A 25,481-nucleotide genomic window follows, 5' to 3' on the forward strand; every position below is an offset into this window, starting at 1 on the left:
CCCTGAAGGGCTACCCGAGGGCCTGCTGCAGGTCCTCCAGCAGGTCGTCGACGTTCTCGATGCCCACCGAGAGCCGGACCAGGTCGGCGGGGACCTCCAGGGCCGAGCCCGCAGCGGAGGCGTGCGTCATGCGGCCGGGGTGCTCGATGAGGGACTCGACGCCGCCGAGGGACTCCCCGAGCGTGAACACCTGGGCGCGGTTGCAGACCTCGACGGCCGCTTCCTCGCCGCCGGCGACCCGGAAGGAGATCATGCCGCCGAAGGACCGCATCTGCTTGGCGGCCACCTCGTGACCGGGGTGCTCGGGCAGGCCCGGGTACAGGACGCTCGTCACGCGCGCGTGCCGGGTCAGCATGTCGGCGACCTTCGTGGCGTTCTCGCTGTGCCGGTCCATGCGCACCGACAGCGTCTTGGTGCCGCGCAGCACCAGCCAGGAGTCGAAGGGCCCGGCGACCGCGCCCATCGCGTTCTGGTGGTACGCCAGTTCCTCGCCCAGCTCCCGGTCGCTGACGATCAGCGCACCGCCGACGACGTCGGAGTGGCCGCCCATGTACTTGGTCAGCGAGTGCACGACGACGTCCGCGCCGAGCGACAGCGGCTGCTGCAGGTACGGCGTGGCGAAGGTGTTGTCGACGACGAGCTTCGCGCCCGCGTCCCGGGCGACCTCGGCGACGGCGGCGATGTCGGTGATGCCGAGCAGCGGGTTGGAGGGCGTCTCCACCCACACGGCCTTGGTCTTCGGGGTGATCGCGGCCCGTACGGCGGCCGGGTCGCTGGTGTCGGCGACCGACCACTCCACGCCCCAGCGGGCGACGACCTTGGCGAAGAGGCGGAAGGTGCCGCCGTACGCGTCGTTGGGGATGACCACGTGGTCGCCGGGGCTGAGCAGCGTACGCAACAGGCAGTCCTCGGCCGCCAGTCCGGAAGCGAACGCGAGGCCTCGGCGGCCGCCCTCGAGGGCGGCGAGGTTCTCCTCCAGGGCGGTGCGGGTCGGGTTGGCGCTGCGGCTGTACTCGTAGCCGCCGCGCAGGCCGCCGACGCCGTCCTGCTTGTAGGTCGAGACCTGGTAGATCGGCGGGACGACCGCGCCGGTGAGGGGATCGGCGGTGTTGCCCGCGTGGATCGCCAGGGTCTCGAAATGCTGACTGATGTGCCTGTCGCTCATGGGCATCGAGCGTAGTGCGCTCGCGGGATTGCTGCGGGACTGCTGCCCGGCCGCCCGCCGCGCTCCGGGGTCCGGCGTGGTGCTGTGTGCGGCCGGAGGGGGCGTTTTCCACAGGCTGCGGGGGTCGGAAGGGACTTTTTCCACAGGTGGTGGGGGCGGGGTTGGCCAATTGTCGGCGCGGTCTGGTTCGCTTGAGGCATGGAGATTCTCTGGGTCCTGATGGCGCTGATCATGCTCAGCTTCGTGGTGCTGCCGTTCCTGCGGCGCAGGCGCGGGATGATCGAGCAGGTGCCGGAAGGCCACCCGGACGCCGCGGACCCGGCGAACTACGGCTTCGTACGCACCGAGGAGCTGGACATCCGCATGCCCGGACCCGACCAGGACCTGCTGGACGTCCTGGACGTGGTGCAGCACACGCAGGACTACCGGGCGGCCCAGCAGCTGCTGGCCGGTACGGAGATCGAGGGCGAGCTGCGCTGGCAGCGCGTGCAGGCCTTCGCCGGCGCGGCGGCGCTGGAGTTGCAGCAGCGGCCGGGTGGTGTCAGTGAGGCGCCGGGCGGGCAGTGGCTGCGGGTGTGGCGGGTGGAGGCGCCCAAGGACGCCGGCGGTGCGGCGGTGCACGCCGAGTTCCTGGTCCAGCAGGCGTGGCGGACGTCCACGCCGGGCACGGACGACTTCCGGATCATCATGGAGGAGGCCAAGGACGCCTGTGGCCAGGCGGCGCTGCTCTCCCCCGGTGACCCGGTGCCGTACATCGTCGAGCTGTCGGTGGCGCGCGGGCTGAACTACTCGCAGAAGGAGTTCGAGCAGCTCTGGCTGAAGATCCTTGACCGCGCCCCGGCACACATGGGAGCGCATCTGGCTGCCCTGCACTACTGGTGCGAGAAGTGGCACGGCTCGCGCGAGCTGGCCAACTCGTTCGCGGAGGCGGCCGCGGCCCGGGCCCCACGGGGCTCGCTCCTCGCGGCGATGCCGCTCTTCGCGGTCTTCGAGCACCTTCCCGAGGTGAACCTGGTCAGCAGCTTCTACCAGAGCGAGGTCGTGACGAAGGCGATCCACGGCGCCCTTTTCGCGGTGCACGCGGCCCGTCCCGACGACCCGATGCTGGCGCACGTGCGCCATCTGCTCGTCTTCTTCCTGGTGCGGAGCGAGCGCTGGGCGGAGGCCATGAACCAGCTCATACACGTCGACGGTCACGTCGGCGCCCTGCCCTGGACCCTCTCCGCGGACCCGGCCGGCGAGTTCGCGGTGTACCGGGCGCTGGCGGTGGCGGGCTACGAGGCGAATGGCGGCAGCCCGGCGACACTCCCGCACTGAGCAGCGGGGGGCGTCTCGTCCCACCGGCGCCGCCACGGCGGCCGGCTGGTCGCCACGGCCGCCGGCTGAGCCGCAGCCGACAGCCGTCTTCGTTTTCGCCCCACGACGCCTTGTCGTACGACGAAGACGGGGAGAGCGTCGGCGGAGCCTCGCCCGGCGCGGCCTCCGTCTTCTGCCGGGCCGCCTCGTGGTCAGCCCTGCGCGCGGGCGGGCAGCCGCCATCCCGGGCGCGGGAAGTGACAGGTGTAGCCGTCCGGGTAACGCTGCAGGTAGTCCTGGTGCTCGGGCTCGGCCTCCCAGAAGGGGCCGACCGGCTCCACCTCGGTGACGACCTTGCCGGGCCACAGTCCGGACGCGTCCACATCCGCGATGGTGTCCTCGGCGATCCGCTTCTGCTCGTCATCCACGTAGTAGATCGCCGAGCGGTAGCTGAGGCCGATGTCGTTGCCCTGACGGTTCTTGGTGCTCGGGTCGTGGATCTGGAAGAAGAACTCCAGGATCGTGCGGAAGTCGGTCTTCTCGGGGTCGAAGAGGATCTCAATGGCCTCCGCGTGCGTGCCATGGTTGTGGTACGTCGCGTTCGGCACGTCACCCCCCGTGTATCCGACCCGAGTCGCCGTCACGCCCGGGAGCCTGCGGATCAGCTCCTCCATCCCCCAGAAGCATCCGCCGGCCAGCACGGCCCTCTGCGTCTGCGCAGCCATTACGGCCTCCCATCTCTGTCAGCTCGCTCACTCGGTCTACTCGGCTCGCACACCACCGGCATCCCCTAGCCACTGTGCTCAACGCGCGAGGGCTCCAAGCGATTCCGTGCCCGTCCAACCCGCCCGCGGCCGCCCGACCCCCTGCCACCTGCCACCTGCCACCTGCCACCTGCCACCGAGACCACCGCGGGGAGCGCACCGGCCTGGGCCCGCCCCGCGCCGGTGGCCTCACCCGGAGAGTCCGAGGGCCCGTTCGAGTCGAACTCGGGGACGTCTTGACCGACGCCCTACGTGGTGAAGGGGAAAACCGGTGGCCGCCTGAACCGGCCGACTCCACAGGATGACGTGGGTCATCAAGCCGCGTTCACAGACTGCAAGAGCATGTGCTTGAGCGCTGGCCTGCATCATCGACTCCGTTGGGGAACCCGCCGTAGCGTGGATCATGGAGCCGTGATGAAGTGGACGAGGAAGGCGGCTCCGGTCGAGCAGTCGGAGCGTGAGCCCGAGCTCTCGGTGTACCAGCAGGCGATGCGGAACCGGCTTCTCGCGGCCCCCGTGGTGCCCGCTCCTGAACCCTGGCAGCCCGTCTTCGAGTACGCATACGGCGTTCCTGTCGGCGGACTGCTCGGAATCGGCTTCGCGACGCATCCCGCCAGCGGCCACGACTTGGTGATGGTCGTCTCCCACGACGGTCACGGTCTCTTCGATGCCGTCACCGGGGAGAAGATCGCCAGGGACCGCGACCCCGGCCCCGAGGACAGCACCCCCGACGCGGTTGCCGACCTTTCGTGCCCCGGACTGGGGCCGATCGCCGGAAGCCGCGTGCGCATCGCGGGGCTTTTCGGCGGGGGGCTGCACACCACCACCGCGGACGGCTGGACCCTGGAGGTCGTCACCCCGGCCTGGCCGAACGAGCGTGTCCTGCTGTCCCGCGACGGTGGGTTGCCCCACGCGGGTCCGCACGGAGAGCAGTGGTGGCACATCTTCCACTCGAACTACTCCACATTCCGCACAGCCGGCTTCTCGCCCTCCGGACAGACCATCGCCGTGGCGACGAGCAGCGACCTTTCCCTGTGGACACGCGGGCCGGCCGACACCCTCTTCGGCAGCACCGAAGCCTGATCAAACCTGATCAAATCGGACTGCACAATCAGTCCCCTTGGGTGAACCCGCGGAAGCGTGGATCATGGTTGCGTGATGAAAGGGACGAAGAAGGAGGCCTGAGTCGAGCGGCCGGACCTTGAACAGAGGCTTTCCGGATACCAGCGGGAGACAAGGGAAAGGTTCCTCACCGCCTCTGTGCTGCCGACGCCCGAATCCTGGCGGCGCATCGTGTACACGCTGTTCGGCGGACTCCTGGGGATCGGCTCACAGGTGTGTGGATCGTCGGCGCGGTGCCTGACCACAAGGACGCCCTGGGCCCCGACGCGACTGCCGGGCTGGTTCGCGGACTTCCTTCTCGACGCCGAGCAGGTCCGCGCTCAGCTGCCTGCGGCCGAGGAGACTCTGCCCTGCGCCAGGCCTGTCTGTCGAACCATGTCCGCGGGGCGCGCCCCGATCGCGCCGCCTGGCAGCGCCAGTAGAAGCGCGCAGCCACCCGCGTGCAGTGGGACTCCGAGCGGCACCTGCACCTCCACCCCCTGCCGTACCGGTCCCTAGGACTCGGCCTCTCCGGTGAGGCCGCACGGCGCTACGCGGACGAGTGGACGGTCGCCATCCGCGACGTCACCCCACTCACCCACGAGATCCACGCCCTCGTCAGCAGGGGAGACCTGGACTCCGCCGCTCGCCTGCTGCCCCAGGAACGCCCTTGTCCCGTCGAAGACGAGCTTCTTGCTCACCCTGCAAGGATGACGGGCTGCCGCACAACCGAACTCTCAAGCCCCCGCGGGGCCCCGCTCCGCGCTGTGGGCCCATGTGTCCCGGGCATCTCATGGGATACCTGATCACGCACGTCGTACGGGACAGTCCCGTACGGTTCGCAGTCGATCTTTCAGGAGTGTCCCCGTGAACGGAAAGCGCCGCCGGCTTCTCTTGGCCGCCGTCGAGCCCATGCTCGAGCCCGGGGAGCAGGTCGAAGTGACGACCATCGTGAATCTGAGTTCCGTCACCGTGCGCAGGACGTCGGCGTTCGCGGCGGCCTCGGCGATCCTCAGCGGCGGTGGAATGGCCGTGATCCCGGTGCCGACCCCCATGTACTTGGCGATGACCGACCGCCGCATCTTCATCTTCCGGGCGAACCCGACGTTCGCCCGGCCGGAAGAGCACCTGATGACGATCCCGCGTGCCGGCCTCGTCCGCTCGGCGATCAAGGAGCGGGTGCTCAACTCGTCCTTCGTCGTCTCGTCGGCGGACAGCGAGCAGGGCCTGAGGATCATCTTCCCGCTGGTCGGCCGCAAGGAGCGGAACAAGATTGCGGCCGCCTTGCCCCTGGTGGACTGACCGGCCGGATCCGGCGGGAGCCGAGTCGGGGGCAGGGCCGTGCGCCGGCGTCGACGGCAGCGATCCGCCGAGGGCCGTCCGGCGCGCCCCCCGTGGCCCAGGTCGCGGCCATTCCCCTCCCGTGCGAGCCTGAATTCATGATCGCGCTCGGAAAGGGGCGGCCCACATGATTCCGGTCACCGTGTCACCCGTGCGTATCGAGGCGTTCCTCGATCCCCGGTTGTCCAGATGGCTGTGGTTGGTGAAGTGGCTCCTCGCCATTCCGCACTACATCGTGCTGTTCTTCCTGTGGATCGCGTTCTCCGTCGCGACGGTCGTCGCGTTCTTCGCCATCCTGTTCACCGGCCGGTACCCCCGCTCCCTCTTCGACTTCAATGTCGGCGTGATGCGCTGGAACTGGCGTGTCGGCTACTACGCGCACACCGTGCTCGGCACCGACCGCTATCCGCCGTTCACCCTCGCGGAGGTATCCGACTACCCGGCGCATTTCGACGTCGTCTATCCCGAGCGTCTTTCCCGTGGGCTCGTCCTGGTGAAGTGGTGGCTGCTGGCGATCCCGCAGTACATCGTCGTCGGGATGTTCTTCGGCGACTGGGCCTGGGGCTGGGGGGACGACAGCTGGCACGGCGGTGGCCTGATTCCCTTCCTCTCCCTCGTCGCCGTGATCATCCTGGCGGTCACCGCCCGGTATCCGGTTCACCTCTTCGATTTCCTGCTCGGTCTGGCTCGCTGGGCCGCGCGGGTGGCGGCCTATGCCGCGTTGATGACCGATGAATATCCGCCGTTCCGTCTCGACATGGGCGGGCAGGCCTCCCCGCTGACCAAGACCTCGGCCGGCGGTTCCGGACGGTAGCGGCCCGGTACGGCCGGCGGTCCGCACGCCGGGCCCGCCCCCGGAATTCGGTTGCTCTCCGGTTGCGGGTGCGGGGTAATACCGTGCATGGCTGACATTCAGGGCTCGTACGACGATCTGTTCACGGCGGTGCCCAGTGCGCTGGCCGAGTTGCTGGACGACGGGGACGTGGGCGGCTCGGTGGCGGTGTTCGTCGACGGTGAGCCGGTGGTGGACGTCTGGGGCGGGTTCGCCGACCCGGAGCGGACGGTGCCCTGGGAGCGGGACACGATCGTCAACGTCTTCTCCGTCACGAAGACGATGACGGCGCTGTGCGCGCTGATACTGGCCGACCGGGGCGAGCTCGATCCGGACGCGCCCGTCGCCCGGTACTGGCCCGAGTTCGCCGCGGCCGGCAAGGAGGGGGTCCTGGTGCGGCACCTCCTGGGGCACACCGCGGGCCTGCCCGACTGGAACGGGCCGGTGACAGAGCTCTACGACTGGCCGGCCGCCACGGCTCGGCTGGCCGGGCAGGCGCCGCAGTGGGAGCCGGGCACCGCGGCCGGGTACCACTCGCTCACCCAGGGGTTTCTCGTCGGTGAGGTCATACGGCGGATCACCGGTCGCGGTCCGGGCGAGTTCTTCGCCGACGAGGTCGCCGGGCCGCTCGGGGCGGACTTCCACCTCGGGCTGTCGGCCGAGCACGACCACAGGGTGGCGCCGACGGTCCCGCCACCGGGCCGGGACGAGGACTACACCGCGAGCGCACCCGGCCAGGCGGCGGCCCCGGCGGCGGGCACCGGAGACGGGGACGGGACCGCGACCGCGTTCCGGGTCCGGGACGGGAACAGCGTGGCCTGGCGGCGGGCGCAGATCCCCGCGGCCGGCGGATTCGGCAACGCCCGCTCGGTCGCCCTCGTCCAGTCGGTGATGGCCTGCGGAGGATCCGTGGGCGGGACTCGGCTGCTGTCGCAGGCGGGCTGTGCGCGTGCGTGGGAGGAGCAGTTCAACGGCGAGGACCGTGTCCTGGGCATGCCGGTCCGCTGGGGTCTGGGCTACGGGCTGTTCGGCAGCACCTACGGCTGGGGCGGCTGGGGCGGCTCGCTGGTCATGATCGAGCCCGAGGCGCGCATGACGGTGGCGTACGTGACGAACCAGATGCGTGAACCCTCGGGGGACACCAGGGGGTTGGAGATGGTGATGTCCGCCTACGACGGGCTCAAGGGTCTGCGGGCCTGAGCCACGAACCGGCAACCGGCGGGGTTCGGCGGGCTCAGTCGCCCCCGCTCCCATAGGGCCGGGTGAGGATCTCCAGGCGGTGGCCGTCGGGGTCGTCGAAGTACGCTCCCCGGCCGCCGTCGTTGTGGTTGATCTCGCCCGGCCGGCGGTGGAAGGGATCGGCCCAGTAGGTCAGCCCGGCCTCCCGGACACGGCCGAAGATCGTGTCGAAGTCGTCCTCGGAGACCAGGAACGCGTAGTGCTGCGGGGTGATGTCCCCGTCGGTGTCCAGGTAGTCGAGGGTCACGCCGTTGGGGATCGCGACCGGGACGAAGGGGCCGTAGGGCTCGCTCACTTCCAGGCCGAGGATGTCGGCGAGGAACCGGGCCGAGGCCCGCTTGTCGTGGGCGGCGACGATCGTGTGGTTCAGCTGGACAGTCATCGCTGGGCCTCCCTCCTACTCAACATACTCCCGGCACCGGTCAAGGAGGCCGACCCGGATGAGCATGACCGTCCGCCCCCGTCGGGGCGCGCTGACGGCGCTGGTCCGCGGGCCGTATCTGCTGTTGCTGCTGGGGCGGGAACCCGGAGGCCCCTCGCGCACATCCTGATGGGCATGAGTACCGACACGCTCCCGGAGCTGCGCACCGGCGCGACCACCGACACCAAGACCGAGGGCTGGGGCATCGCGTCCTCGTCCGTCGTCCTGCTCGCGCTCGGAGTGCTGCTGGCGTACGGCTTCGACGTGGTGGAGGACCGGCACGCCCAGGCCGAACTGGCCGCCTGCCGGGACCTGGTGAACGGCTGGGCCATGTACGCGACGGCGTACGCCGGACTCTTCGCCACGCTCGCCGCGGTGGCGCTCGCCGGGCGGCGGCTGCTGCGGCCGCGGCATCCGCGGGGGCCGGTGCAGATGGCGGGGATGGTGCTGCCGGCCGCCCTGCTGCTGCTCGTCCTCCAGGGCCTGATCCTCTGGTCGCTGTACCAGCCGTCGCCGGACGGGCCCTTCGACTGCCTGGGATGAGGACGGGCCCCCGGCGCGTACGCCGAGGGCCCTGCGCACGGGCGGGACGGTCGTCAGATCGTCGCCGCGTCGATCACGAAGCGGTACCGCACGTCGCTCGAGAGCACCCGCTCGTACGCGTCGTTGACCTCCGCCGCGCTGATCAGCTCGATCTCGGCGCCGAGTCCGTGCTCCGCGCAGAAGTCCAGCATCTCCTGGGTCTCCTGGATGCCGCCGATGCCGGATCCGGCGAGGGTCTTGCGGCCGCCGATCACCGAGAACAGGTTGAGCTTGACGGGCTCCTCCGGAGCGCCGACGTTCACGAACGCGCCGTCCGTCCTGAGGAGGGAGAGGAACGCGTCCAGGTTCAGCGGGGCCGAGACCGTGGAGAGGATGAGGTCGAAGGTTCCCTTCAGGTCCTCGAAGGTCTTCTCGTCGCTGGTCGCGTAGTAGTGGTCGGCGCCCAGCTTGAGACCGTCGTCCTTCTTGCGCAGCGACTGGGACAGGACCGTCACCTCGGCGCCGAGCGCGTGGGCGATCTTGACGCCCATGTGGCCGAGGCCGCCCATGCCGAGGATCGCGACCTTCTTGCCGGGGCCCGCGTTCCAGTGCTTCAGCGGGGAGTACGTGGTGATGCCGGCGCACAGCAGCGGCGCGGCGACGTCCAGGGCGAGGCCGTCGGGGATCCGGACGACGTAGTTCTCGTCGACGACGATCTTCTCCGAGTAGCCGCCATAGGTGGGCTCGCCGTCCTTGCCGATCGCGTTGTACGTCCCGACGCTGCCGCCGGTGCAGTACTGCTCCAGGCCGGCCTTGCAGTTGTCGCACTCACGGCAGGAGTCGACGAGGCAGCCGACGCCGACGCGGTCGCCGACGGCGTACTTGGTGACGCCGGGGCCGACCTCGGAGACTATGCCGGCGATCTCGTGGCCCGGCACCATGGGGAAGATCGCCTCGCCCCAGCCCTCCGTGGCCTGGTGGATGTCGGAGTGACAGATTCCGGCGAACTTGATGTCGATCAGGACGTCGAACTCTCCGACCGGACGGCGTTCGATCGTCGTGCGCTCCAACGGAGCCTTGGCGGCGGGTGCGGCGTACGCGGCAACGGTGGTCATGCCGGGGATCTCCTAGCGGGGGGCGTCGTCCCGGCCTGCCTTCCGGCCGGGCACGGAGTCCAGTGTGCCCGCTGTCCCCGGATTCACCCAGGTCACACTTCTGCGTACGTCTGCCGTGCCTACTACTGGCGGGGTCAGGATCGTGGTCGTAGGACCATGAATACTGGATGCATGGACTCCACGACCGATCCGCCCGAGGCCTCCGGCGCGCCCCTGGACCGGCGGGCCGAGCTGAGTGAGTTCCTGCGTACCCGGCGGGCCCGGCTGAAGCCGGAGGACGTCGGCCTGCCGGACTTCGGCCGGCACCGGCGGGTGCCGGGGCTGCGGCGCGAGGAGCTCGCCCAGCTGGCCGGGGTGTCGGTGGCGTACTACACGCGCCTGGAGCAGGGCAACGGGCGGAATGTGTCGGCGGAGGTCCTGGACTCGATCGCGCGGGCGCTGAGGCTCTCGGACGCGGAGCACGCGCACCTCACCCACCTGGCGAAACCGAAGCACAAGAAGAAGCAGACGGCCCGCCCGCAGCAGGTGCGGGTGGCCCTGCGACAGCTGCTGGACACGATGGACGGTGTGCCCGCGTACGTCGTCGGGCGGCGCACGGAGATCCTCGCCTGGAACCGGATGGCGGCCGCGGTCTTCGGCGACTGGGCGGAGTTGCCGGCCGCGGAGCGGAACTGGGCACGGCTGGTGTTCCTGAAGCCCGAGTACCGTGACCTCTTCGTCGACTGGGAGCAGAAGGCCATCGACATCGTCTGCGCCCTGCGCATGGACGCCGGCTGCTACCCCGACGACCCGCGGCTGTCCGCCCTCGTCGGCGAACTCTCCGTCAAGAGCGAGGACTTCCGGCGTCTGTGGGCCACGCATGACGTGAAGGAGAAGGACTACGGCGTGAAGAGCCTGCGCCATCCGCTGGTCGGCGACCTCTCCCTGAACTTCGAGGGCTTCAGGCTGTCGGGCGACGGCGAGCAGACGATGGTGACCTACCACGCGGAACCGGGCTCGGCTTCGGCGGAGGCGCTGCGGCTGCTGGCGAGCTGGGGCGCCGACGCGACGCGTGCGGGGGCCGGTTCTCCGCCGCCGCCCGCCTGAAAACCCGTCCTCGCACTTGCGGACCACGCGGCTGCTGTCGCCATGGGCTCAGACGCGTGAAAGCGACGCGAGATCGCCAACGGTGGTCAGGAGCAATTGAATCGGGGGGAGGCTGGCCGAACTACCGGGCAGGCGCCTCGTGGTCGCCGCAGCCTCCCTCTTCGCCGGCCTCGGCTCCGATCTGGCCGCCGGCGCCGCCGCGTTGTGCGGAGCGAGCGTGCGCCCGTCAGGTGATCGCCAGCAGGGCCTTGCCCGTCAGCTTGCGTGCTTCGAGGTCGCGGTGGGCGTCGGCTGCGTGCTCCAGGCGGTATACCGCGCTGACCGCCGGGCGCAGTCGTCCCTCGGCGCCGAGCGCCAGGGCCCGCGCGGCGTTGGGCAGGTGCTCGTCGGTGAGTGCGCCCGAGGCCACGGGGGTGACGATGTCGATGCGGCGGCGGGTGATGTCGTCGCGGTCGAGGGAGGCGAAGCCGTTCGTGGTGCCGTAGGTGATGAGTCGGCCACCGTCGATGACCGTGGACAGCGTGGCTGTCGCGAGTCCGCCGCCGGCGCCGTCGTAGGCCAGGCGGACTCCGCCGCCGGTCACGGTGCGTACCTGCTCGTCCCATCCGGGCCGGGTGTAGTCGATGGTGATCTCGGCGCCCATCTTCTCGGCGAAGGCTCGTTTGTCACCGGTGGACGCCGCCGCGATCACCCGGGCTCCGGCTTGCGCGGCCAGCTGAACCAACTGTGAGCCGGCTCCTCCCGCGGCGGCGGTGACCAGTACCCACTGGCCGTTCGTCGGTTTGCCGAGCCGGTCCAGGGCGGCCGCGGTCGCGCCGTCGTGCAGGAGGGCCGCCGCGGTCTGGTCGTCGACCTCGTCAGGGATGGGCAGGAGCTGTCCCACGGGGACGGTGATCTGTTCGGCGTAGCCGGTCTCGGCGGCGGCCAGGACCCGGCGTCCCAACCAGGCGCGGTCGACGCCGGTTCCGACCGCGATCACGGTCCCGGCGCCGCCGGTGCCGGGCACGAAGGGCGGAGTGCGGTCGAAGTGCCGGGTTGCCCATCCCCCGCTGCGGATCAGGGCGTCGAGGAAGAGGACGTCGGCGAACGCCAGAGCGACGATCACCTGGTCGGGGCCGGGTTCGGGTTCTGGCACCTCCACCACGGACAGCACCTCGGGTCCGCCGAACTCAGTGACCTGCACGACTCGCATCAGTCTTTCCTTTCGCTGTTCCGGTCAGAAGGGCGACAGCCCGCCCCAAGGGAGAGGACGGTCTGGCTGGTCGACGGCGTCCGTGATCAGGGCGGCGTCTGCGTTCAACTGGGGGCGCGGTTGGGGGCAGCGACGGTGGTCGCGATCAGCCCCTCAGGTGAGGAGTGGACGGGACGGGGCGCGCACGGGTGAGCCGGGGCGCCGCGCCACGGGCGGTCAGGCGGGAAGGGAGGGGTAGTCGGTGTAGCCGTGCTCGTCGCCGCCGTAATACGTGGCGTGGTCGGGTTCGTTGTAGGGGCCGCCGGATGCGAGGCGACGGGGCAGGTCGGGGTTGGCCACAAACAGTGCGCCGAAGGCGAGCATGTCCGCGGCGCCGTCCTCGATCAGGCTCAGGGAACGGTGGTCGGTGGGCTCGGGGGAGGTGAAGGGGTTGAGGATGAACGTGCCGGGCCAGTCCTTGCGCAGGACCCCCGTCAGGCTCTGGTCGGGGCCTTCGAGTATGTGCAGGTAGGCCAGGCCCAGTGGGGCGAGAGCGGCCGCCACGGTTGTGTAGGTCTCCGCCAGGTTGGCCTGGTCCGTCTCGTCGATGTCGTTGAAGGGGGACCCGGGGGAGAAGCGGACGCCGGTCCGGTGCGCGCCAATGGCGTCGGCGACGGCGCGGGTGACCTCGACGGCGAAACGCGCCCGGCCGGTGGGGTCGCCTCCCCATCGGTCGGTGCGCTGGTTGGTGTTGGGGGCGAGGAACTGGTGGATCAGGTAGCCGTTCGCCCCATGGAGCTCCACCCCGTCGAACCCGGCGGCGATGGCGTTGCGCGCCGCGCCGGCGAAGTCGGCGATCGTCTGCACGATCTCCTCGTCATTCAACTCCTGTGGAGTGACGAAGTCCTGAAGGCCCTGATGGGTGTATGTCCGCCCCTTCGCCGCGACGGCGGAGGGCGCCACCGGCACCAGGCCCGCGGGCAGCAGGCCGGGGTGGCCGATGCGGCCGGTGTGCAGCAACTGCGCGAAGATCACTCCGCCTTCGCGGTGAACCGCGTCGGTCACCTGACGCCACGCGGCGACCTGCTCGGCGGAGTGCAGGCCCGGAGTACCGGGGTAGCCCTGACCGATCACCGACGGCTGAACGCCTTCGGTGATGATCAGCCCAGCGCTTGAGCGCTGGGCGTAGTAGGTCGCCATCAGTTCCGTCGCACTGGCCCCCGGCCCGTAGGCCCGGCTTCGGGTCATCGGCGCCATCACGATGCGGTTGGCCAGACGCTTGCCGCCCAGCTCGATCGGATCGAACGCGGTCGTCATCATCTTCCCTCCGGTCAGGGCCGCCCGGCCGGAGGCCCACTTTCGATGCACACCATCGCCACATCATTGCCTGTCCGAACAACTAAATCATGCCGTGGCTTCCCGTGCTGCCGCGTGAGCCAGCCACCCGCCGTACATACCCCAGCCCATGTGCCGAAATGTGAGAATTCTCGGGGCGCGACATGGCGCAGCGACGCGCTATCCTCAATGAGCACGGCGCAAGACAAGCCCGGATAACTGTCCGGCTCAGTACTGTCGGAGAGGAGCCTCGTGGTGAGCCCGAGTCCGGACGGGGAAGGGCAGAGCAGTCAGCCGGCCCCGACGACACCGACCGCCTCCTCGGTGCCGGTACCCGTCGCCGCCCAAGCGGGACCCGTCAGCCATGCCATCTTCCGCGTCGCCCGCCTGCACCGCATGATCGGTGGACAGCTTCTGCGTCCACTCGGCCTCCATCTCGGCCAGGAGTTGATCATGATGCACCTGTGGGAACGCGGCCCTCAGCGGCAGACCGACCTCGTAGATCTGCTCGACTCCGACGCCGCCACAATGACCCGCAGCGTCAAGCGCCTGGAGAAGGCCGGCTTCGTCCGCCGCCGTCCCTGCCCTCAGGACAGACGCGCGACCATCATCGAACCGACCTCCGCCAGCCAGGCGCTGCGCTCACAGGTCGAAGAGTTCTGGTCCGAACTCGAAGACGCGACGACGAGCGCCCTCACTCCCCATCAGCACGCCGAGGCGCTGCGCTCCCTGCAGCTCATCGAGGACGCGCTCGCCCGCGCGACAGCAGCAGCACGGTCAGCCGATCGCGGGCCGAGCCGCACTTGAACGCCTCGCCCGGCAAGTCGAATCAGCGGTGACAGCGTTCTCACCGAGTCGGACGCGGGGCGGCTGATCACGCTCACCCCTGGTAAGGCGGCGCCGCTCCCCACCCCCACTTCGGCACGGGCTGCTCGGCGGGCGGCTTCGCGTCCGGGCCGGAGAAGTACACGGCGAGCCGCGTCCCCCACTCGACGTACGCGAGGAACGCGGACCGGAACTCCGCGTCCGTGGGCAGCCCGGCCTCGTCGGCGGCGTCCTGGATGAGGTTGACCCACCGGCGCCGCTGGGTCTCGCTGATGCCGAGGCCGAAGTGCTTGGCGACCATGTGGCTGTGGCCGCCCTGGGCCGCCGAGTAGGCCTCCGGTCCGCCGAAGACCTCCGCGAGCCAGAGGGCGACGTGCTCGGCGTGCTCGGGGGCGAGGCCGGCGAAGACGGGGGCGAGCAGGTCGTCCTCGACGACCTTGGCGTAGAACACCTCCGTCAGCCGGGCGAGGGCCTCCGCGCCGCCCGCCCACGCGAACAGCGTGGGCACGGCGGATCCCGTCCCGCGCACCGACGTGGCCTTGTAGTGCCGCATCTCCTCTATGGCCCCGACGTACGGCCGGATCTCGGCGAGGAAGGCGGGGAACAGGTCGGACGTCCGGAACCCCTGGAGGTGGTCCTCCGTGGACGTCCAGGTGATCCGCAGGATGAAGTGTTCGAAGTCCTCCTCGCAGCGGGCGAGTTCGTAGTCGACACAGTGCGCGGAGGCCGCGAGGTGGACCTGGGCGCGGGTGTAGGCGGCGAGGAACTCCGCCGACCGCTCCTCGGGGATGCGGTACCGGATGTACTCGACCGTGGTGCCTGGCGTGGGAGGGGTGCCTGTCTCGGGTGCCGTCATGGGGGTACGCAAGCACGAACGGCGTGGCGGAGGCGGCTCTTCCGGGGTGTGTTCGCTCAGCGCTCAGTTACGGCCATCGGTCATGAACCGCCGTACGCCTCTCCACGCGGCCACTCCGACGGGGCTGATCGGGGAAGGGGTCGCGGTGCCGGGGAGTGCGCCGCGGGAACTGAGCCGACCGCTGCGAGGAAGGGGGACCAGGCGGTGGGGGTGAGGAGGAGGACGGGACCCTCCCCACGAACCCCCCGAAACACACCACAGTGTGCCGGGGGGTCGGCTCACGCCGCGTCACGGGGTCACGACGACGCCGCGTTCTCCTTCACCGTGATCTTCCCCTTGCGGATCGTCGCCACCCTCGGCGCCTTCTTCGCGATCGCGGAGTCGTGGGTGACCATGATGAAGGTCAGCCCGTGCTCCTTCCACAGGCTCTCCAGCACGTCCATGATCTCGTCGCGCATGCCCTCGTCGAGGTTGCCGGTGGGCTCGTCGGCGAGCAGCACCTTGGGCTGCTTCACCAGCGCCCGGGCGATGGCGACGCGCTGCTGCTGGCCGCCGGACATCTCGGAGGGCAGATGGCCCAGGCGCTCGCCCAGACCCACGGACCTCAGCGCCTCGGCGGCCCGCTCGCGCCGCTCCCTGACCTTGACGCCGAGCGGGACGAGGGCGGTCTCGACGTTCTCCTGCGCGGTGAGCGTCGGGATGAGGTTGAAGGACTGGAAGACGAAGCCGATGTTCTCGCTGCGCACCTTGGTCAGCTTGGCCTCGGACAGCTTGGCCAGGTCGGTGCCGTCGAGGACGACCTCGCCCTCGGTGGGACGGTCGAGGCCGCCGAGCATCTGCAGCAGCGTGGACTTGCCGCCGCCCGTGGGGCCCTGGATGACGAGTCGGTCGCCGTCCGCGATGGACAGGTCGACGCCGTCGAGGGCGTGGACGGTGTCCTTGCCCCGGGTATAGCGCTTGGTGACGCCTCTGAGTTCGTACATGGGTCAACTCCTGGGTGTGTGAGGTGGCTTGGCGTGGCGGCGGGGCCGTGCTACTCGACGCGGCGCAGGGCGTCCGCCGGACGGAGCCTCGACGCCCGCCAGCCACCGAACGCGCCCGCGATCAGGCCGCCGGCGACGGCGAGGCCGACCGCCGTGGCCACCGTGGTGACGCTGACCGGCGCGGTGAGCGCCACGTCGAGCGTCTTGGCCGCCGCACGGCCGAAGCCGCCGCCACCGCCGGGGCCGCCCTGGCCGCCGCCACCGCCGCCGCCGAGCTGGGCCTCCAGGGTGGGGCTGATGGCGGTCACGGCGTAGGCGCCGGCGAGGCCGAGCGCGATGCCCAGGACGCCGCCGAGAAGGCCGTTGACCATGGCCTCGCCGACGACCTGCCGGGTGACCCGGCCGGACTTCCAGCCCAGCGCCTTCAGCGTGCCGAACTCGCGGACGCGGCGGGAGACCGCCGAGGAGGTGAGGAGACCGGCGACCAGGAAGGCCGCGACGAGGACCGCGATGGACAGCCACTTGCCGACGTTGGTGGCGAGGGAGGAGGCCGTGGAGAGCGAGCCGGAGACGGTGTCCGCGAGATCGGCGGAGGTCGTCACCGTCGTACCGGAGACGTTCTTCTGGATCGTCGACTTGACGCTGTCGATCTTCTGCGAGTCGGTCGCCTTGACGTAGATCGTGGTGACCTTGTTCTTCGAGTCGCTGAGCGTCTGGGCCTGGGTCAGCGGGATGTACAGGTTGGCGGCGGAGTCACCGCTGTCGGCGGTGGCGACGCCGATCACCTCGAACTTGACGCTCTTGATGGTGACGGTCGAACCGACCTTGAGCTTCTTCTCCTTGGCGTACGCCGAGTCGACGACGGCGACCTTCGCGTTCGTCTCCGTGGTCTTGAAGGCACGGCCGCTGGTGATCTTGGAAGAGGTCAGCGGGCCGAGCGCGGGCTGGGTGACGTCGGTGCCGTAGACGGAGTAGTTGTTGACGTCGAAGTTGGCGCCACCGCCCTGGACCTCGCCCTGCGGCTGGCCGTTGCCGCCGCCGGGGCCGCCCTGCTGGCCGCCGTTGCCGTTCTGCTGGAACTGGCCGCGGGTGAACTGGCCGCTGACCTTGATGACCTGCAGGCTCAGCCCGCCGACCGCGTCGGAGACCCCGCTCTGCTCGCCGACCTTGGTGACGGTCGAGGTCGACAGGGTCTGGAAGCCCTGGACCAGGACCCGGTCGGTGCTCTGCTCCTCGTCGGAGTCGTTGTCCTGCGCGTCGAACTGGAAGCGGGGGCGGTCCGACGCGCTCGCGGTGGGCGAGGCGGCCTTGGTGACCGTCATGTCCGTACCCAGGCCGTACAGACTCTGCAGGACCTTGTCCTGGGCCTTCCCCATGCCGGCCGACACGGAGGAGACGACGATGACCAGCGCGATGCCCAGGGCGAGGCCGGAGGCGACGACGAGGGCCGCTTTTCTGCGGCGGCGCAGCTCGCGCCTCAGGTAGGTGAAGAACATGCGCCGCAAGCTAGGCACAGCGCGTGATGACTGGATAAGGCAGACATAAGAGAAGCATGAGAAGACTGTGGTTGACCCCGGAAACGACGGTGCCGCCCCTGAGGGCGGCACCGGAGAGCTGTGCGACGACTGAGGGTCAGACCGTCGGAAACCGCGTCAGACCGCCGAACCGGCCTTCCAGTCGGCCCAGCTGAGGTTCCAGCCGTTGAGGCCGTTGTCCGGGGCCACCGTCTTGTCGCCGGTGTTGGAGACGACCACGACGTCACCGATGATCGAGTTGGTGTAGAACCAGTAGCCCGCGGTGCCGGTGTCGTTGGCACCCTTGGTGTCGGACAGACCCACGCAGCCGTGGCTGGTGTTCACACTGCCGAAGATGGACTTCGCGCCCCAGTAGTTGCCGTGCACGAAGGTGCCGGAGTTGGTGAGGCGGATGGCGTGCGGCACGTCCTTGATGTCGTACTCGCCCTTGCCGTCGTCGTCGGTGAAGCCCACGGTCGCGCCGTTCATGCGCGTCTCCTTGAACTTCTCCGACATCACCATGATGCCTTCGTACGTCTTGTTCTCCGGCGAGCCGGCCGAGATCGGGATGGTCCTGATCGTCTGGCCGTTGTGCGTGACCTTCATCTGCTTGGTCTTGGCGTCGACGTACGAGACCTGGTTGCGGCCGATCTTGAAGGTGACCGTCTTCTGCTGCACGCCGTAGACGCCGTTGGCACCCTCGACACCGTCGAGCGCCAGCTTCAGCGTGACGGTGGAGTTCTCCTTCCAGTAGTCCTCCGGACGGCAGTCCATGCGGACGGTGGAGAACCAGTGGCAGGCGACCTCCTGGCCACTGCTGGTGCTGACGGTGATGCCCTTCTGGACGGCCGCCTTGTTGGTGATCTCCTTGTTGAAGTTGATCGACACGGGCATGCCGACGCCGACGGTCGAGCCGTCCTCCGGCGTGAAGTTGCCTATGAAGCTGTTGTCCGGGGAGACCGTGGTGAAGGACGCGTTCTCATGGGCCTCCAGGCCCTTGGAGTCCTTCGCGGAGGCCGTCACCTTGTAGGTGGTCGAGCGCTCCAGCTGGACGCTGGGCTTCCAGCTGGTCTTGTCCGCGGAGAGCGTGCCCTGGACTGCCGTGCCGTCGGCGGTGGTCATCGTCACCTGGGTGAGCGTGCCCTTGCTCACCGTGACGGCCGCCGAGTTGTTGATGGAGGCGTTGTTCGAGCCGTCCGCGGGCGTGATCTTGATCTGCGCCTCGGAGGACTTCTTCGCCGCCGCCTCGTCGGCCTTGGCCTGCGAGGAGCTGTTGCCGCCGCCGTCCGAGGCGTTGCTGTCGCCGCTGGAACACGCGGTGAGCATCAGAACACCGCCGAGCAGTGCGGACGCGGTCATCAGACCTCGGCGCCGCCTACTGTCCGTCATCACACGCTTCTCCATCGTTGCCGATTTCCCGAAACCCCGAGAGTCCCCGTCAAAGACCATCAACGCTACGACCGGTTCGTCCCGTTGCACATTCTCCGAATGTGTGGGGCACACCACGTCCACGGGGCGTCGGGCCCGGCGGGGACCGGTGGTGCGTTGCGGTCCGTGCGCCTGGTGAGACGACGTGACCCCGGTCGGCGGTTGCCGCCCGGGGTCACGATTTCCCCAAGACGCTCAGCCGATGCCGGCTTCTTCGCCGCCGTCCTCGCCATCATCCTCGTCCAGGTCCCACTCAGGCGAATCCGGGTCGTAGTCGATCTGCTCGCTGGACCAGGAGGCCTGGTGGAGTTCCACCCCGGGCACCTCCCTGACCAGGTCGAACGGGTCGACGAGATACGCGAGGGCCTCCGCGGTGTCTTCCGTCACAACACTCTCGGCGTGAGCGCGCTCGGCGTCCGGCGTCTCCGGGCCGGCGGCGATCTGCCCGGCGGCCGCCCCCGTCAACGCGTCGGCGTCCTGCACCTCCACCACCAGCTCCACCCGAAGCCGGACAAAACGTGATGTCTCTTCAACGCTCATGCCCCGGAGCGTACGGCTCACAGCTCCCGCAACTTTCCCGCGACCCGCGCCTTTCATTAGCATCGGCCCACACGGCCAATTCGCCAGCGCCACAAGGGGATCGATATTCCGTGTCATCCGCTCGCCGTCCGTTGCTGACCGCCACCGCCGCGGGGACCCTGTTGGGTGCCCTGTGGTTCGTCCCGTCCGCCAACGCGTCCCAGGACGCCTCGGTGAGAACGGAGACGTCGACGCAGGTCACGGCCCAGGCGCGCGCCGTGTCCACGAGTGCGGACAGCGCGTCCACGAGCGCCGGCAGCGCGACGACGACGGCCGACGACGGCACCCGTCTCGCCGACACCGGAAGCTTCGACACCACCCCGTACCTGGTCGGCGGAACGACGCTTCTCGCCCTGGGCGCGGGTTTCGTGGTTTATTCGGTTCGCCGGGAACGTCTCGGCTTTTGAATCGAGTTGACTGTTCCTTGACGATTCCTTCATAGTCCGCTCATGAAGAGATCATCGGGGGCGCGGCTGTGCTCCACCGCCGCGATAGGCGCACTGTCACTCGCCCTCCTCACGGGGTGTTCCTCGGACGACGGTTCCAAGGACTCGAAGGACTCCAAGGACTCGTCCTCCGCCACGGCTTCCGCCGCCTCGGACGCGAAGGCGTCGACCGCGGCCGAGCTGGAGAAGCTGCTGCTCGCACAGGGCGATGTCAAGGGCTACAAGGTCGACTCGGGTGACGACACCCTGCCGAAGTCGAAGACCGCCGTGAAGACGGACAAGGCGGCCTGCGACCCGCTCGCCTGGGCCACGGCCGGTCTCGCGCCGGGCGACACGGACGCGAACGCCAGCAACTCCGTCACGGAGGACAAGTCGGCGTCCGTCACGGCCTCCCCGTCGGAGGCCGACATCGAGGACGCGTTCAACGTCAACATGACGTTCGTGGGCCTCTCCTCGTACGACGGCGACGGCGCCGAGAAGGCCATGAAGGCCGTGTCCGACGGCGTGACGGCCTGCTCCGGCGGGTACGCCCTCGCGGCCGAGGGCGAGAAGTCGAAGGTCACCAAGGTCGCCTCGGAGAAGGGCACCGGCGGCGGCGACGAGTCGGTGGCGTTCTCGGAGGACGTCGACGTGGACGGCGAGGGCACGGCCACCTTCCACACCGAGGTGATCCGCAAGGGCAACACCGTCGCCACCTTCTACACGGTGAACTTCGCCGCGCTCGCCTCCGGCAAGGCGACCTCGATCCCGGCGGCCGTGGTCCAGGCGCAGGTCACCAAGCTCAAGTAACTCCAGTACCCTCGCGGTACTTCCGGGCCCTGCCGTCATCTGCGTACGGCAGGGCCCCGCTGCTCTACCGGAGCGGCCCGGTGACCGTCTCCGCCGCCGCGACGAGCCGGCCGTCGCGCACGAAAGCGTCCGCGGCCGCGAGGTCGGGCGCCAGGAACCGGTCGGGCCCCGGGCCCTGGACGCCGGCCTTGCGTACGGCCTCGATCACCGCCCGGGACGCGGGCGCCGGAGTGAGCCCCTCGCGCAGTTCGACGCCGCGCGTGGCGGCGTACAGCTCGACGGCGAGCACGCGCGTGAGGTTGTCGACGGCCGTGCGCAGCTTGCGGGCGGCCGACCAGCCCATCGACACATGGTCCTCCTGCATCGCGGAGGACGGGATCGAGTCCGCCGAGGCCGGTACGGCCAGCCGCTTCAGCTCGCCGACCAGCGCGGCCTGCGTGTACTGGGCGATCATCAGCCCGGAGTCGACGCCGGCGTCGTCCGCGAGGAACGGCGGCAGACCGTGGCTGCGGTTCTTGTCCAGCAGCCGGTCGGTGCGCCGCTCGGCGATGGAGGCGAGGTCGGCGACGGCGATGGCGAGGAAGTCCAGGACGTAGGCGACCGGGGCGCCGTGGAAGTTGCCGTTGGACTCCACCCGTCCGTCGGGCAGGACCACCGGGTTGTCGACCGCCGAGGCCAGCTCCCGCTCGGCGACCAGCCGGGCGTGGGCCATGGTGTCGCGGCCGGCGCCGGCGACCTGCGGGGCGCAGCGCACCGAGTAGGCGTCCTGGACGCGAGGGGCGTCGTCCTGGTGGTGGCCGGTGAGTTCCGAGCCCTCGAGGACCGCGAGCATGTTGGCGGCGGAGTCGCCCTGGCCCGGGTGCGGGCGGATGGCGTGCAGTTCGGGCGCGAGGACCTTGTCCGTGCCGAGCAGCGCCTCCAGGCTGAGGGCGGCCGTGATGTCGGCGGACTTGTACAGGGTGTCCAGGTCGGCGAGGGCCATGATCAGCATGCCGAGCATGCCGTCGGTGCCGTTGAGGAGCGCGAGCCCCTCCTTCTCGCGCAGTTCCACGGGGTCGATGCCGTGCTCGGCGAGGAGTTCGCCGGCGGGCCGTACGACCCCGTCCGGGCCCTCGGCCTCGCCCTCCCCCATGAGTGTCAGCGCGCAGTGGGACAGCGGCGCGAGGTCACCGGAGCAGCCGAGGGAGCCGTACTCGTGGACGACCGGGGTGATGCCGGCGTTCAGGATGTCGGCCATGGTCTGTGCGACCTCGGGCCGGACGCCGGTGTGTCCTGAGCAGACGGTCTTCAGCCGGAGGAACATCAGCGCGCGGACGACCTCGCGCTCGACGCGCGGACCCATGCCGGCGGCGTGCGAGCGGACGATGTTGCGCTGCAGCTGGGCGCGGAGCTCCTGGCTGATGTGCCGGGTGGCGAGGGCGCCGAACCCGGTGGAGACGCCGTAGACCGGGTCGGGCTTGGCCGCGAGGGCGTCCACGATCCCGCGGGCCGCGGCGAGGGCCGCCACCGCCTCCCCGGAGAGTTCGACGCGGGCGCCGCCGCGCGCCACGGCGAGCACGTCGGACGCGGTCACCCCGGACGTCCCCACCACCACAGTGTGCATATCCATATTCAGGAGCGTACGCAGTGAAGACGAAGATGTCACCAGTGGGGGCCCGGTTCACCCCTTACCGAATGCGTCACAGCCGCCCCGTCACGGCCGGCCACGGAAGCTGCGCCGCTCGGCCGCCCGCTCCCGCGGCGGCTCGTCGGCCAGGCGCACGACGGGATCGTCGGGGCCCTCGCGACCCGCGACGACCGGCCGGGCGGCCCGTACGGCCTTGGCACGGTACTGGGCGGCGTCGGCGAGCCGGAAGAGCCTGCGGGCGCTGCGGACGGGCCCGATGGGATCCTCGGTGGACGCGACCCCGCACGCCACACCCTCGCCGAGCTCCAGCTCCCCGGCCCGGCGGCACAGCTCGTCGGCCACCTTCACCACGTCGTCGGCGGGCGGCCCGGCCGCGAGCAGACAGAACTCGTCGCCGCCGAGCCGCGCCGCGAGCGCGCCCGGCAGCATGGCCCCGCACAGCGACAGGACGGACCCGAACCGTTCGAGCAGCCGGTCCCCGACGGCGTGCCCGCACGTGTCGTTGACCCGCTTGAGCCCGTTGAGGTCGCACACGACCAGGCTGACGACGACACCCTGCGCACGGTGCCGCTCGACGGCCTCCTCCAGGCGTACGTCCACGGCGCGGCGGTTGGCGAGACCGGTGAGGGCGTCGGTGAAGGCGAGGCGCCTGGCCTCCTCCAGCCGCTCGGTCTGGGCCAGCCCCGCGGCGACGACGGCGGCCAGGACGGTCGCGAAGTCGGCGTCCGCCCGGTCGAACACGGGGGTGCCGGAGGAGCGGGCGACATAGAGCTCGCCCCAGGCGCGGCCGTGCAGCACGATCGGCGCCACGACGCACGAGCCGCGGCCCCTGCGGCGCAGGGCGGCGACCCTCTGATGGCAGTACCCGGGCCGGCCCTCGGCCGCGCCCTCCGCCGTCTCCACCCAGGCGTTGGGCTCGCCGCCGGACGCCCAGCGTTCGTGCAGGAACTCGGTGATCTCGGGGAACTGGTGCACCGGATAGGCCTCCGCCTCCGGGAACTCCTCCTCGTCGGCGGCCCGGTCCCCCACGTTCACCAGGACCCGCAGCCGCCCCAGGTCCCGCTCCCACACCGAGAGCGCGGCGAAGCCACCCGCGAGCGCCCGGCACGCCCCGAGGGCGGCGGCCCGCCAGGACTCCCGGGGCGCCCGCGCGGCCGCCATCCCCTGCGCGAGCGCCACCACAGCCGCGAGGCGTCTGTCGTCACCCATTACCCCAGACTAGGGATATTTACTACAAAAGGGGACGCCGAGTGCGCACTTAGAGTGACACCGGCTGCGATCGCCCGCACACCCCCGGGCGATCATGACGGCACCTACTCCCCCGGCCACCGAGGCGCCCGCTTCTCGTTGAACGCCGCCACCCCTTCCGCCCGGTCCCCCGAGAACGCCGTCGTCCGCCAGGCCGCGTCCTCCACCTCCAGCCCCGCCCGCAGATCCAGCCCCTGCCCCAGCCGCAGCGCCCGCTTGGCCGCCCGCAGCCCCACCGGTGAGTTGCCCGCGATCCGGGAGGCCACGGCCAGCGCCTCCTCCCGGTCCCGCCCCTCCTCCACCAGCACGTCCACCAGCCCCAGCTCCCGCGCCTCGCCCGCCTCCACCCGCCGCGCGGTGAAGATCAGCTCGGCCGCCCGGGCCGCCCCCACCCGGCGCGGCAGCAACTGCGTACCGCCCCCGCCCGGGATCACGCCCACCGACACCTCCGGCAGCCCCACCACGGCGGTGCGGTCGGCCACGATCACATCGCAGGCGAGCGCCAGCTCGTACCCGCCGCCCAGCGCGAACCCGTGCACCGCCGCGACCGCCGGCACCGGCAGTTCCAGGACGCCGGTGTACGCCCCGCGCGAGACCGGCCGCTGCCGCCGCAGGTCCGCGTCGCTGAAGGAGTTGCGCTCCTTCAGGTCGGCGCCGACGCAGAACGCCCGCTCGTGCGTCGAGGTCACCACGACGACCCGTACGTCGCGGTCCTCGCCCAGCGCCGCGCACGCCCCGGCGATGGACCGGGCCATCTCGCTGGACATGGCGTTCATGGCCTTGGGCCGGTCGAGAACGAGCTCCGCGACATGGCCGCCCTCTCCGTGCCGCCGCACCAGGACGAACTCCCCGTACCGCTCCTCGCTGCCCATGCATCCTCCGCGTTCTCAGAGTTAACGCCGGTTAACCACTCTCGAACCCCGATCATCGCAGCCCCGGCCCCCGGGACAAAAGGCCGCGGAAGCGCCGCCCGCTTCCCTCGCCGGCACCCGCCCCACACGAGCCGGCACCCGCCCCCGCACGAGCCGCCATCCATCCCTTCGGGTGACATCCCGCCCAACTCCTCCCCGACCGCCCACAGGAGCGCATAACGTGCGTCCGCCCCGGCCCTTCAGGGGCGTGACCGCACCGGGGAGGAACGCGATGACGAGCACACCGGTGGACGACACCCAGGAGGAGTCCACCCGGCTCTGGGCGGCCCCGCGCGGCCGGCACCGCCGTCCCCGCCCCCGCAAGGTCCTGTTCGCCGCGGGCGGCCTCGCGCTGGCCGCCGGCGTGCTGAGCCTGGTGCGGATGGCGTCGGACCCGGGCGGCGTCACCGGTATCGGAACGGCGGAGGCGGAACCCCGCCCCGCCCCCGTCACGGGCGTCGGCGCCGACGCGGACCGCGCGGCCAACGCCGGCGCCACCGTCGCGGCCACCCCGACCACCCCCTCCGCCATGGGCGGCGCGAGCCCCACCCCCACACCCGAGGTCAGCCTCGTCCCGGGCGCCCCCGGTTCACCCACGTCCGTCGCCCTCACCCCGGGCGCCACCTACACCCCGGCGCTCCCGGGGGTGACCCCGGCACCGGCCGCTCCGGATGCCCCGGCCCCCGCGCCCGGCCACACCACCGCCCCGCGTCCCGCGTCGACCCCGCCCCCGGCACCCGCCCGGACCACCCCGGCCACCACGCCCTCCACGCCTCAGCCACATCCGCACCAGCCCGGCCTCTGCGTCCCGGTCGTGGGCCTGTGCGTCGACGCCCCCTAAGGGTGTGGTGAAAGCAGCGTCGTCCGCCCGGAGGGCGGGCCCGGCG

Annotated in this window: 25 protein-coding genes and 1 pseudogene; 12 read left to right on the forward strand and 14 right to left on the reverse strand. The window is 70.6% G+C overall.

The window, feature by feature from the left end; all coding sequences use genetic code 11:
* Window positions 1-10: 10 nt before the first annotated feature.
* Entirely contained in the window at window positions 11-1,165 is a 1,155-nt protein-coding gene (locus ACIBVL_RS17195; protein WP_399097988.1) for a cystathionine gamma-synthase, read from the reverse strand.
* A 198-nt stretch (window positions 1,166-1,363) separates the two neighbouring features.
* On the opposite strand from ACIBVL_RS17195, the gene ACIBVL_RS17200 reads away from it, so the two are divergent.
* On the forward strand, window positions 1,364-2,482 hold the full coding sequence (locus tag ACIBVL_RS17200; protein WP_399097989.1) for a hypothetical protein: 1,119 nt from the start codon (window positions 1,364-1,366) through the stop codon (window positions 2,480-2,482).
* A gap of 191 nt (window positions 2,483-2,673) precedes the next feature.
* Here ACIBVL_RS17200 and msrA read toward each other — a convergent pair whose 3' ends face one another.
* Window positions 2,674-3,186, reverse strand: coding sequence for a peptide-methionine (S)-S-oxide reductase MsrA (msrA, locus tag ACIBVL_RS17205; RefSeq protein WP_399097990.1), 513 nt, complete (start codon window positions 3,184-3,186; stop codon window positions 2,674-2,676).
* Between the two features lie 453 nt (window positions 3,187-3,639).
* Between msrA and ACIBVL_RS17210 the strand changes: the two genes are divergently transcribed.
* The 5 genes and pseudogenes from ACIBVL_RS17210 to ACIBVL_RS17230 all read left to right on the forward strand — a co-directional run bounded on the left by ACIBVL_RS17210 (window position 3,640) and on the right by ACIBVL_RS17230 (window position 7,699).
* On the forward strand, window positions 3,640-4,308 hold the full coding sequence (locus tag ACIBVL_RS17210; RefSeq protein WP_399097991.1) for a hypothetical protein: 669 nt from the start codon (window positions 3,640-3,642) through the stop codon (window positions 4,306-4,308).
* A gap of 386 nt (window positions 4,309-4,694) precedes the next feature.
* Window positions 4,695-5,027: pseudogene (locus tag ACIBVL_RS17215) on the forward strand (DUF4291 family protein); the annotation flags it as partial.
* A 166-nt stretch (window positions 5,028-5,193) separates the two neighbouring features.
* Window positions 5,194-5,628, forward strand: coding sequence for a hypothetical protein (locus ACIBVL_RS17220; RefSeq protein WP_399097992.1), 435 nt, complete (start codon window positions 5,194-5,196; stop codon window positions 5,626-5,628).
* A gap of 166 nt (window positions 5,629-5,794) precedes the next feature.
* Window positions 5,795-6,481 (forward strand): DUF4389 domain-containing protein, encoded by a 687-nt coding sequence (locus ACIBVL_RS17225; RefSeq protein ID WP_399097993.1) that lies wholly within the window; start codon window positions 5,795-5,797, stop codon window positions 6,479-6,481.
* A gap of 87 nt (window positions 6,482-6,568) precedes the next feature.
* On the forward strand, window positions 6,569-7,699 hold the full coding sequence (locus ACIBVL_RS17230; protein ID WP_399097994.1) for a serine hydrolase domain-containing protein: 1,131 nt from the start codon (window positions 6,569-6,571) through the stop codon (window positions 7,697-7,699).
* Window positions 7,700-7,733: 34 nt separating this feature from the next.
* Here ACIBVL_RS17230 and ACIBVL_RS17235 read toward each other — a convergent pair whose 3' ends face one another.
* On the reverse strand, window positions 7,734-8,120 hold the full coding sequence (locus ACIBVL_RS17235; RefSeq protein ID WP_399097995.1) for a VOC family protein: 387 nt from the start codon (window positions 8,118-8,120) through the stop codon (window positions 7,734-7,736).
* 174 nt (window positions 8,121-8,294) lie between these two features.
* On the opposite strand from ACIBVL_RS17235, the gene ACIBVL_RS17240 reads away from it, so the two are divergent.
* The gene (locus tag ACIBVL_RS17240; protein WP_399097996.1) at window positions 8,295-8,702 is read left to right on the forward strand and encodes a hypothetical protein; all 408 of its coding nucleotides are present in this window, start codon (window positions 8,295-8,297) and stop codon (window positions 8,700-8,702) included.
* Window positions 8,703-8,755: 53 nt separating this feature from the next.
* Here the strand turns inward: ACIBVL_RS17240 and ACIBVL_RS17245 are convergent, their stop codons facing one another.
* Entirely contained in the window at window positions 8,756-9,796 is a 1,041-nt protein-coding gene (locus tag ACIBVL_RS17245) for an NAD(P)-dependent alcohol dehydrogenase (protein WP_399097997.1), read from the reverse strand.
* 171 nt (window positions 9,797-9,967) lie between these two features.
* Between ACIBVL_RS17245 and ACIBVL_RS17250 the strand changes: the two genes are divergently transcribed.
* The gene (locus ACIBVL_RS17250; RefSeq protein WP_399097998.1) at window positions 9,968-10,882 is read left to right on the forward strand and encodes a helix-turn-helix domain-containing protein; all 915 of its coding nucleotides are present in this window, start codon (window positions 9,968-9,970) and stop codon (window positions 10,880-10,882) included.
* A gap of 226 nt (window positions 10,883-11,108) precedes the next feature.
* Here ACIBVL_RS17250 and ACIBVL_RS17255 read toward each other — a convergent pair whose 3' ends face one another.
* A complete protein-coding gene (locus tag ACIBVL_RS17255; RefSeq protein WP_399097999.1) occupies window positions 11,109-12,074 on the reverse strand; it encodes a zinc-binding dehydrogenase in 966 nt (321 codons plus the stop codon).
* A gap of 216 nt (window positions 12,075-12,290) precedes the next feature.
* The gene (locus ACIBVL_RS17260) at window positions 12,291-13,370 is read right to left on the reverse strand and encodes an alkene reductase (protein WP_399098427.1); all 1,080 of its coding nucleotides are present in this window, start codon (window positions 13,368-13,370) and stop codon (window positions 12,291-12,293) included.
* Window positions 13,371-13,712: 342 nt separating this feature from the next.
* Here ACIBVL_RS17260 and ACIBVL_RS17265 point away from each other — a divergent pair, with 342 nt between their 5' ends.
* Entirely contained in the window at window positions 13,713-14,195 is a 483-nt protein-coding gene (locus ACIBVL_RS17265; RefSeq protein WP_399098000.1) for a MarR family winged helix-turn-helix transcriptional regulator, read from the forward strand.
* A gap of 73 nt (window positions 14,196-14,268) precedes the next feature.
* Here the strand turns inward: ACIBVL_RS17265 and ACIBVL_RS17270 are convergent, their stop codons facing one another.
* From ACIBVL_RS17270 to ACIBVL_RS17290, 5 genes are all read right to left on the reverse strand, one after another.
* Window positions 14,269-15,069: a group II truncated hemoglobin gene (locus ACIBVL_RS17270; protein WP_399098001.1), complete on the reverse strand. Its 801-nt coding sequence runs from the start codon at window positions 15,067-15,069 to the stop codon at window positions 14,269-14,271.
* Window positions 15,070-15,365: 296 nt separating this feature from the next.
* Window positions 15,366-16,052, reverse strand: coding sequence for an ABC transporter ATP-binding protein (locus ACIBVL_RS17275; RefSeq protein ID WP_399098002.1), 687 nt, complete (start codon window positions 16,050-16,052; stop codon window positions 15,366-15,368).
* Between the two features lie 50 nt (window positions 16,053-16,102).
* Window positions 16,103-17,548 (reverse strand): ABC transporter permease, encoded by a 1,446-nt coding sequence (locus ACIBVL_RS17280; RefSeq protein WP_399098003.1) that lies wholly within the window; start codon window positions 17,546-17,548, stop codon window positions 16,103-16,105.
* A 156-nt stretch (window positions 17,549-17,704) separates the two neighbouring features.
* A complete protein-coding gene (locus ACIBVL_RS17285) occupies window positions 17,705-18,970 on the reverse strand; it encodes an Ig-like domain-containing protein (protein ID WP_399098004.1) in 1,266 nt (421 codons plus the stop codon).
* Between the two features lie 219 nt (window positions 18,971-19,189).
* The gene (locus tag ACIBVL_RS17290) at window positions 19,190-19,534 is read right to left on the reverse strand and encodes a hypothetical protein (RefSeq protein ID WP_399098005.1); all 345 of its coding nucleotides are present in this window, start codon (window positions 19,532-19,534) and stop codon (window positions 19,190-19,192) included.
* 110 nt (window positions 19,535-19,644) lie between these two features.
* Between ACIBVL_RS17290 and ACIBVL_RS17295 the strand changes: the two genes are divergently transcribed.
* Both ACIBVL_RS17295 and ACIBVL_RS17300 read left to right on the forward strand, forming a co-directional pair.
* The gene (locus tag ACIBVL_RS17295) at window positions 19,645-19,980 is read left to right on the forward strand and encodes an LAETG motif-containing sortase-dependent surface protein (RefSeq protein WP_399098006.1); all 336 of its coding nucleotides are present in this window, start codon (window positions 19,645-19,647) and stop codon (window positions 19,978-19,980) included.
* A 42-nt stretch (window positions 19,981-20,022) separates the two neighbouring features.
* A complete protein-coding gene (locus tag ACIBVL_RS17300) occupies window positions 20,023-20,808 on the forward strand; it encodes a hypothetical protein (RefSeq protein ID WP_399098007.1) in 786 nt (261 codons plus the stop codon).
* A gap of 64 nt (window positions 20,809-20,872) precedes the next feature.
* On the opposite strand, the gene hutH is transcribed toward ACIBVL_RS17300, so the two are convergent.
* The 3 genes from hutH to ACIBVL_RS17315 all read right to left on the reverse strand — a co-directional run bounded on the left by hutH (window position 20,873) and on the right by ACIBVL_RS17315 (window position 24,555).
* Entirely contained in the window at window positions 20,873-22,411 is a 1,539-nt protein-coding gene (gene hutH / locus ACIBVL_RS17305; RefSeq protein ID WP_399098428.1) for a histidine ammonia-lyase, read from the reverse strand.
* A gap of 90 nt (window positions 22,412-22,501) precedes the next feature.
* Window positions 22,502-23,644 (reverse strand): diguanylate cyclase domain-containing protein, encoded by a 1,143-nt coding sequence (locus ACIBVL_RS17310; protein ID WP_399098008.1) that lies wholly within the window; start codon window positions 23,642-23,644, stop codon window positions 22,502-22,504.
* 104 nt (window positions 23,645-23,748) lie between these two features.
* Window positions 23,749-24,555 (reverse strand): enoyl-CoA hydratase/isomerase family protein, encoded by an 807-nt coding sequence (locus ACIBVL_RS17315; protein ID WP_399098009.1) that lies wholly within the window; start codon window positions 24,553-24,555, stop codon window positions 23,749-23,751.
* Between the two features lie 271 nt (window positions 24,556-24,826).
* Here ACIBVL_RS17315 and ACIBVL_RS17320 point away from each other — a divergent pair, with 271 nt between their 5' ends.
* Window positions 24,827-25,435: a hypothetical protein gene (locus ACIBVL_RS17320; RefSeq protein ID WP_399098010.1), complete on the forward strand. Its 609-nt coding sequence runs from the start codon at window positions 24,827-24,829 to the stop codon at window positions 25,433-25,435.
* Window positions 25,436-25,481 lie beyond the last annotated feature (46 nt).

Source organism: Streptomyces sp. NPDC049687, from assembly GCF_044465285.1.
Classification (GTDB): domain Bacteria; phylum Actinomycetota; class Actinomycetes; order Streptomycetales; family Streptomycetaceae; genus Streptomyces.

Excerpts from the sequence above, each read along its gene's own strand:
- ACIBVL_RS17195 (WP_399097988.1), bottom strand. The coding sequence starts at position 1,165 with ATGAGCGACAGGCACATCAGTCAGCATTTCGAGACCCTGGCGATCCAC.
- ACIBVL_RS17200 (WP_399097989.1), top strand. The coding sequence starts at position 1,364 with ATGGAGATTCTCTGGGTCCTGATGGCGCTGATCATGCTCAGCTTCGTG.
- msrA (WP_399097990.1), bottom strand. The coding sequence starts at position 3,186 with ATGGCTGCGCAGACGCAGAGGGCCGTGCTGGCCGGCGGATGCTTCTGG.
- ACIBVL_RS17210 (WP_399097991.1), top strand. The coding sequence starts at position 3,640 with ATGAAGTGGACGAGGAAGGCGGCTCCGGTCGAGCAGTCGGAGCGTGAG.
- ACIBVL_RS17225 (WP_399097993.1), top strand. The coding sequence starts at position 5,795 with ATGATTCCGGTCACCGTGTCACCCGTGCGTATCGAGGCGTTCCTCGAT.
- ACIBVL_RS17230 (WP_399097994.1), top strand. The coding sequence starts at position 6,569 with ATGGCTGACATTCAGGGCTCGTACGACGATCTGTTCACGGCGGTGCCC.
- ACIBVL_RS17235 (WP_399097995.1), bottom strand. The coding sequence starts at position 8,120 with ATGACTGTCCAGCTGAACCACACGATCGTCGCCGCCCACGACAAGCGG.
- ACIBVL_RS17240 (WP_399097996.1), top strand. The coding sequence starts at position 8,295 with ATGAGTACCGACACGCTCCCGGAGCTGCGCACCGGCGCGACCACCGAC.
- ACIBVL_RS17245 (WP_399097997.1), bottom strand. The coding sequence starts at position 9,796 with ATGACCACCGTTGCCGCGTACGCCGCACCCGCCGCCAAGGCTCCGTTG.
- ACIBVL_RS17250 (WP_399097998.1), top strand. The coding sequence starts at position 9,968 with ATGGACTCCACGACCGATCCGCCCGAGGCCTCCGGCGCGCCCCTGGAC.
- ACIBVL_RS17255 (WP_399097999.1), bottom strand. The coding sequence starts at position 12,074 with ATGCGAGTCGTGCAGGTCACTGAGTTCGGCGGACCCGAGGTGCTGTCC.
- ACIBVL_RS17260 (WP_399098427.1), bottom strand. The coding sequence starts at position 13,370 with ATGACGACCGCGTTCGATCCGATCGAGCTGGGCGGCAAGCGTCTGGCC.
- ACIBVL_RS17270 (WP_399098001.1), bottom strand. The coding sequence starts at position 15,069 with ATGACGGCACCCGAGACAGGCACCCCTCCCACGCCAGGCACCACGGTC.
- ACIBVL_RS17275 (WP_399098002.1), bottom strand. The coding sequence starts at position 16,052 with ATGTACGAACTCAGAGGCGTCACCAAGCGCTATACCCGGGGCAAGGAC.
- ACIBVL_RS17280 (WP_399098003.1), bottom strand. The coding sequence starts at position 17,548 with ATGTTCTTCACCTACCTGAGGCGCGAGCTGCGCCGCCGCAGAAAAGCG.
- ACIBVL_RS17285 (WP_399098004.1), bottom strand. The coding sequence starts at position 18,970 with ATGGAGAAGCGTGTGATGACGGACAGTAGGCGGCGCCGAGGTCTGATG.
- ACIBVL_RS17290 (WP_399098005.1), bottom strand. The coding sequence starts at position 19,534 with ATGAGCGTTGAAGAGACATCACGTTTTGTCCGGCTTCGGGTGGAGCTG.
- ACIBVL_RS17300 (WP_399098007.1), top strand. The coding sequence starts at position 20,023 with ATGAAGAGATCATCGGGGGCGCGGCTGTGCTCCACCGCCGCGATAGGC.
- hutH (WP_399098428.1), bottom strand. The coding sequence starts at position 22,411 with ATGCACACTGTGGTGGTGGGGACGTCCGGGGTGACCGCGTCCGACGTG.
- ACIBVL_RS17310 (WP_399098008.1), bottom strand. The coding sequence starts at position 23,644 with ATGGGTGACGACAGACGCCTCGCGGCTGTGGTGGCGCTCGCGCAGGGG.
- ACIBVL_RS17315 (WP_399098009.1), bottom strand. The coding sequence starts at position 24,555 with ATGGGCAGCGAGGAGCGGTACGGGGAGTTCGTCCTGGTGCGGCGGCAC.
- ACIBVL_RS17320 (WP_399098010.1), top strand. The coding sequence starts at position 24,827 with ATGACGAGCACACCGGTGGACGACACCCAGGAGGAGTCCACCCGGCTC.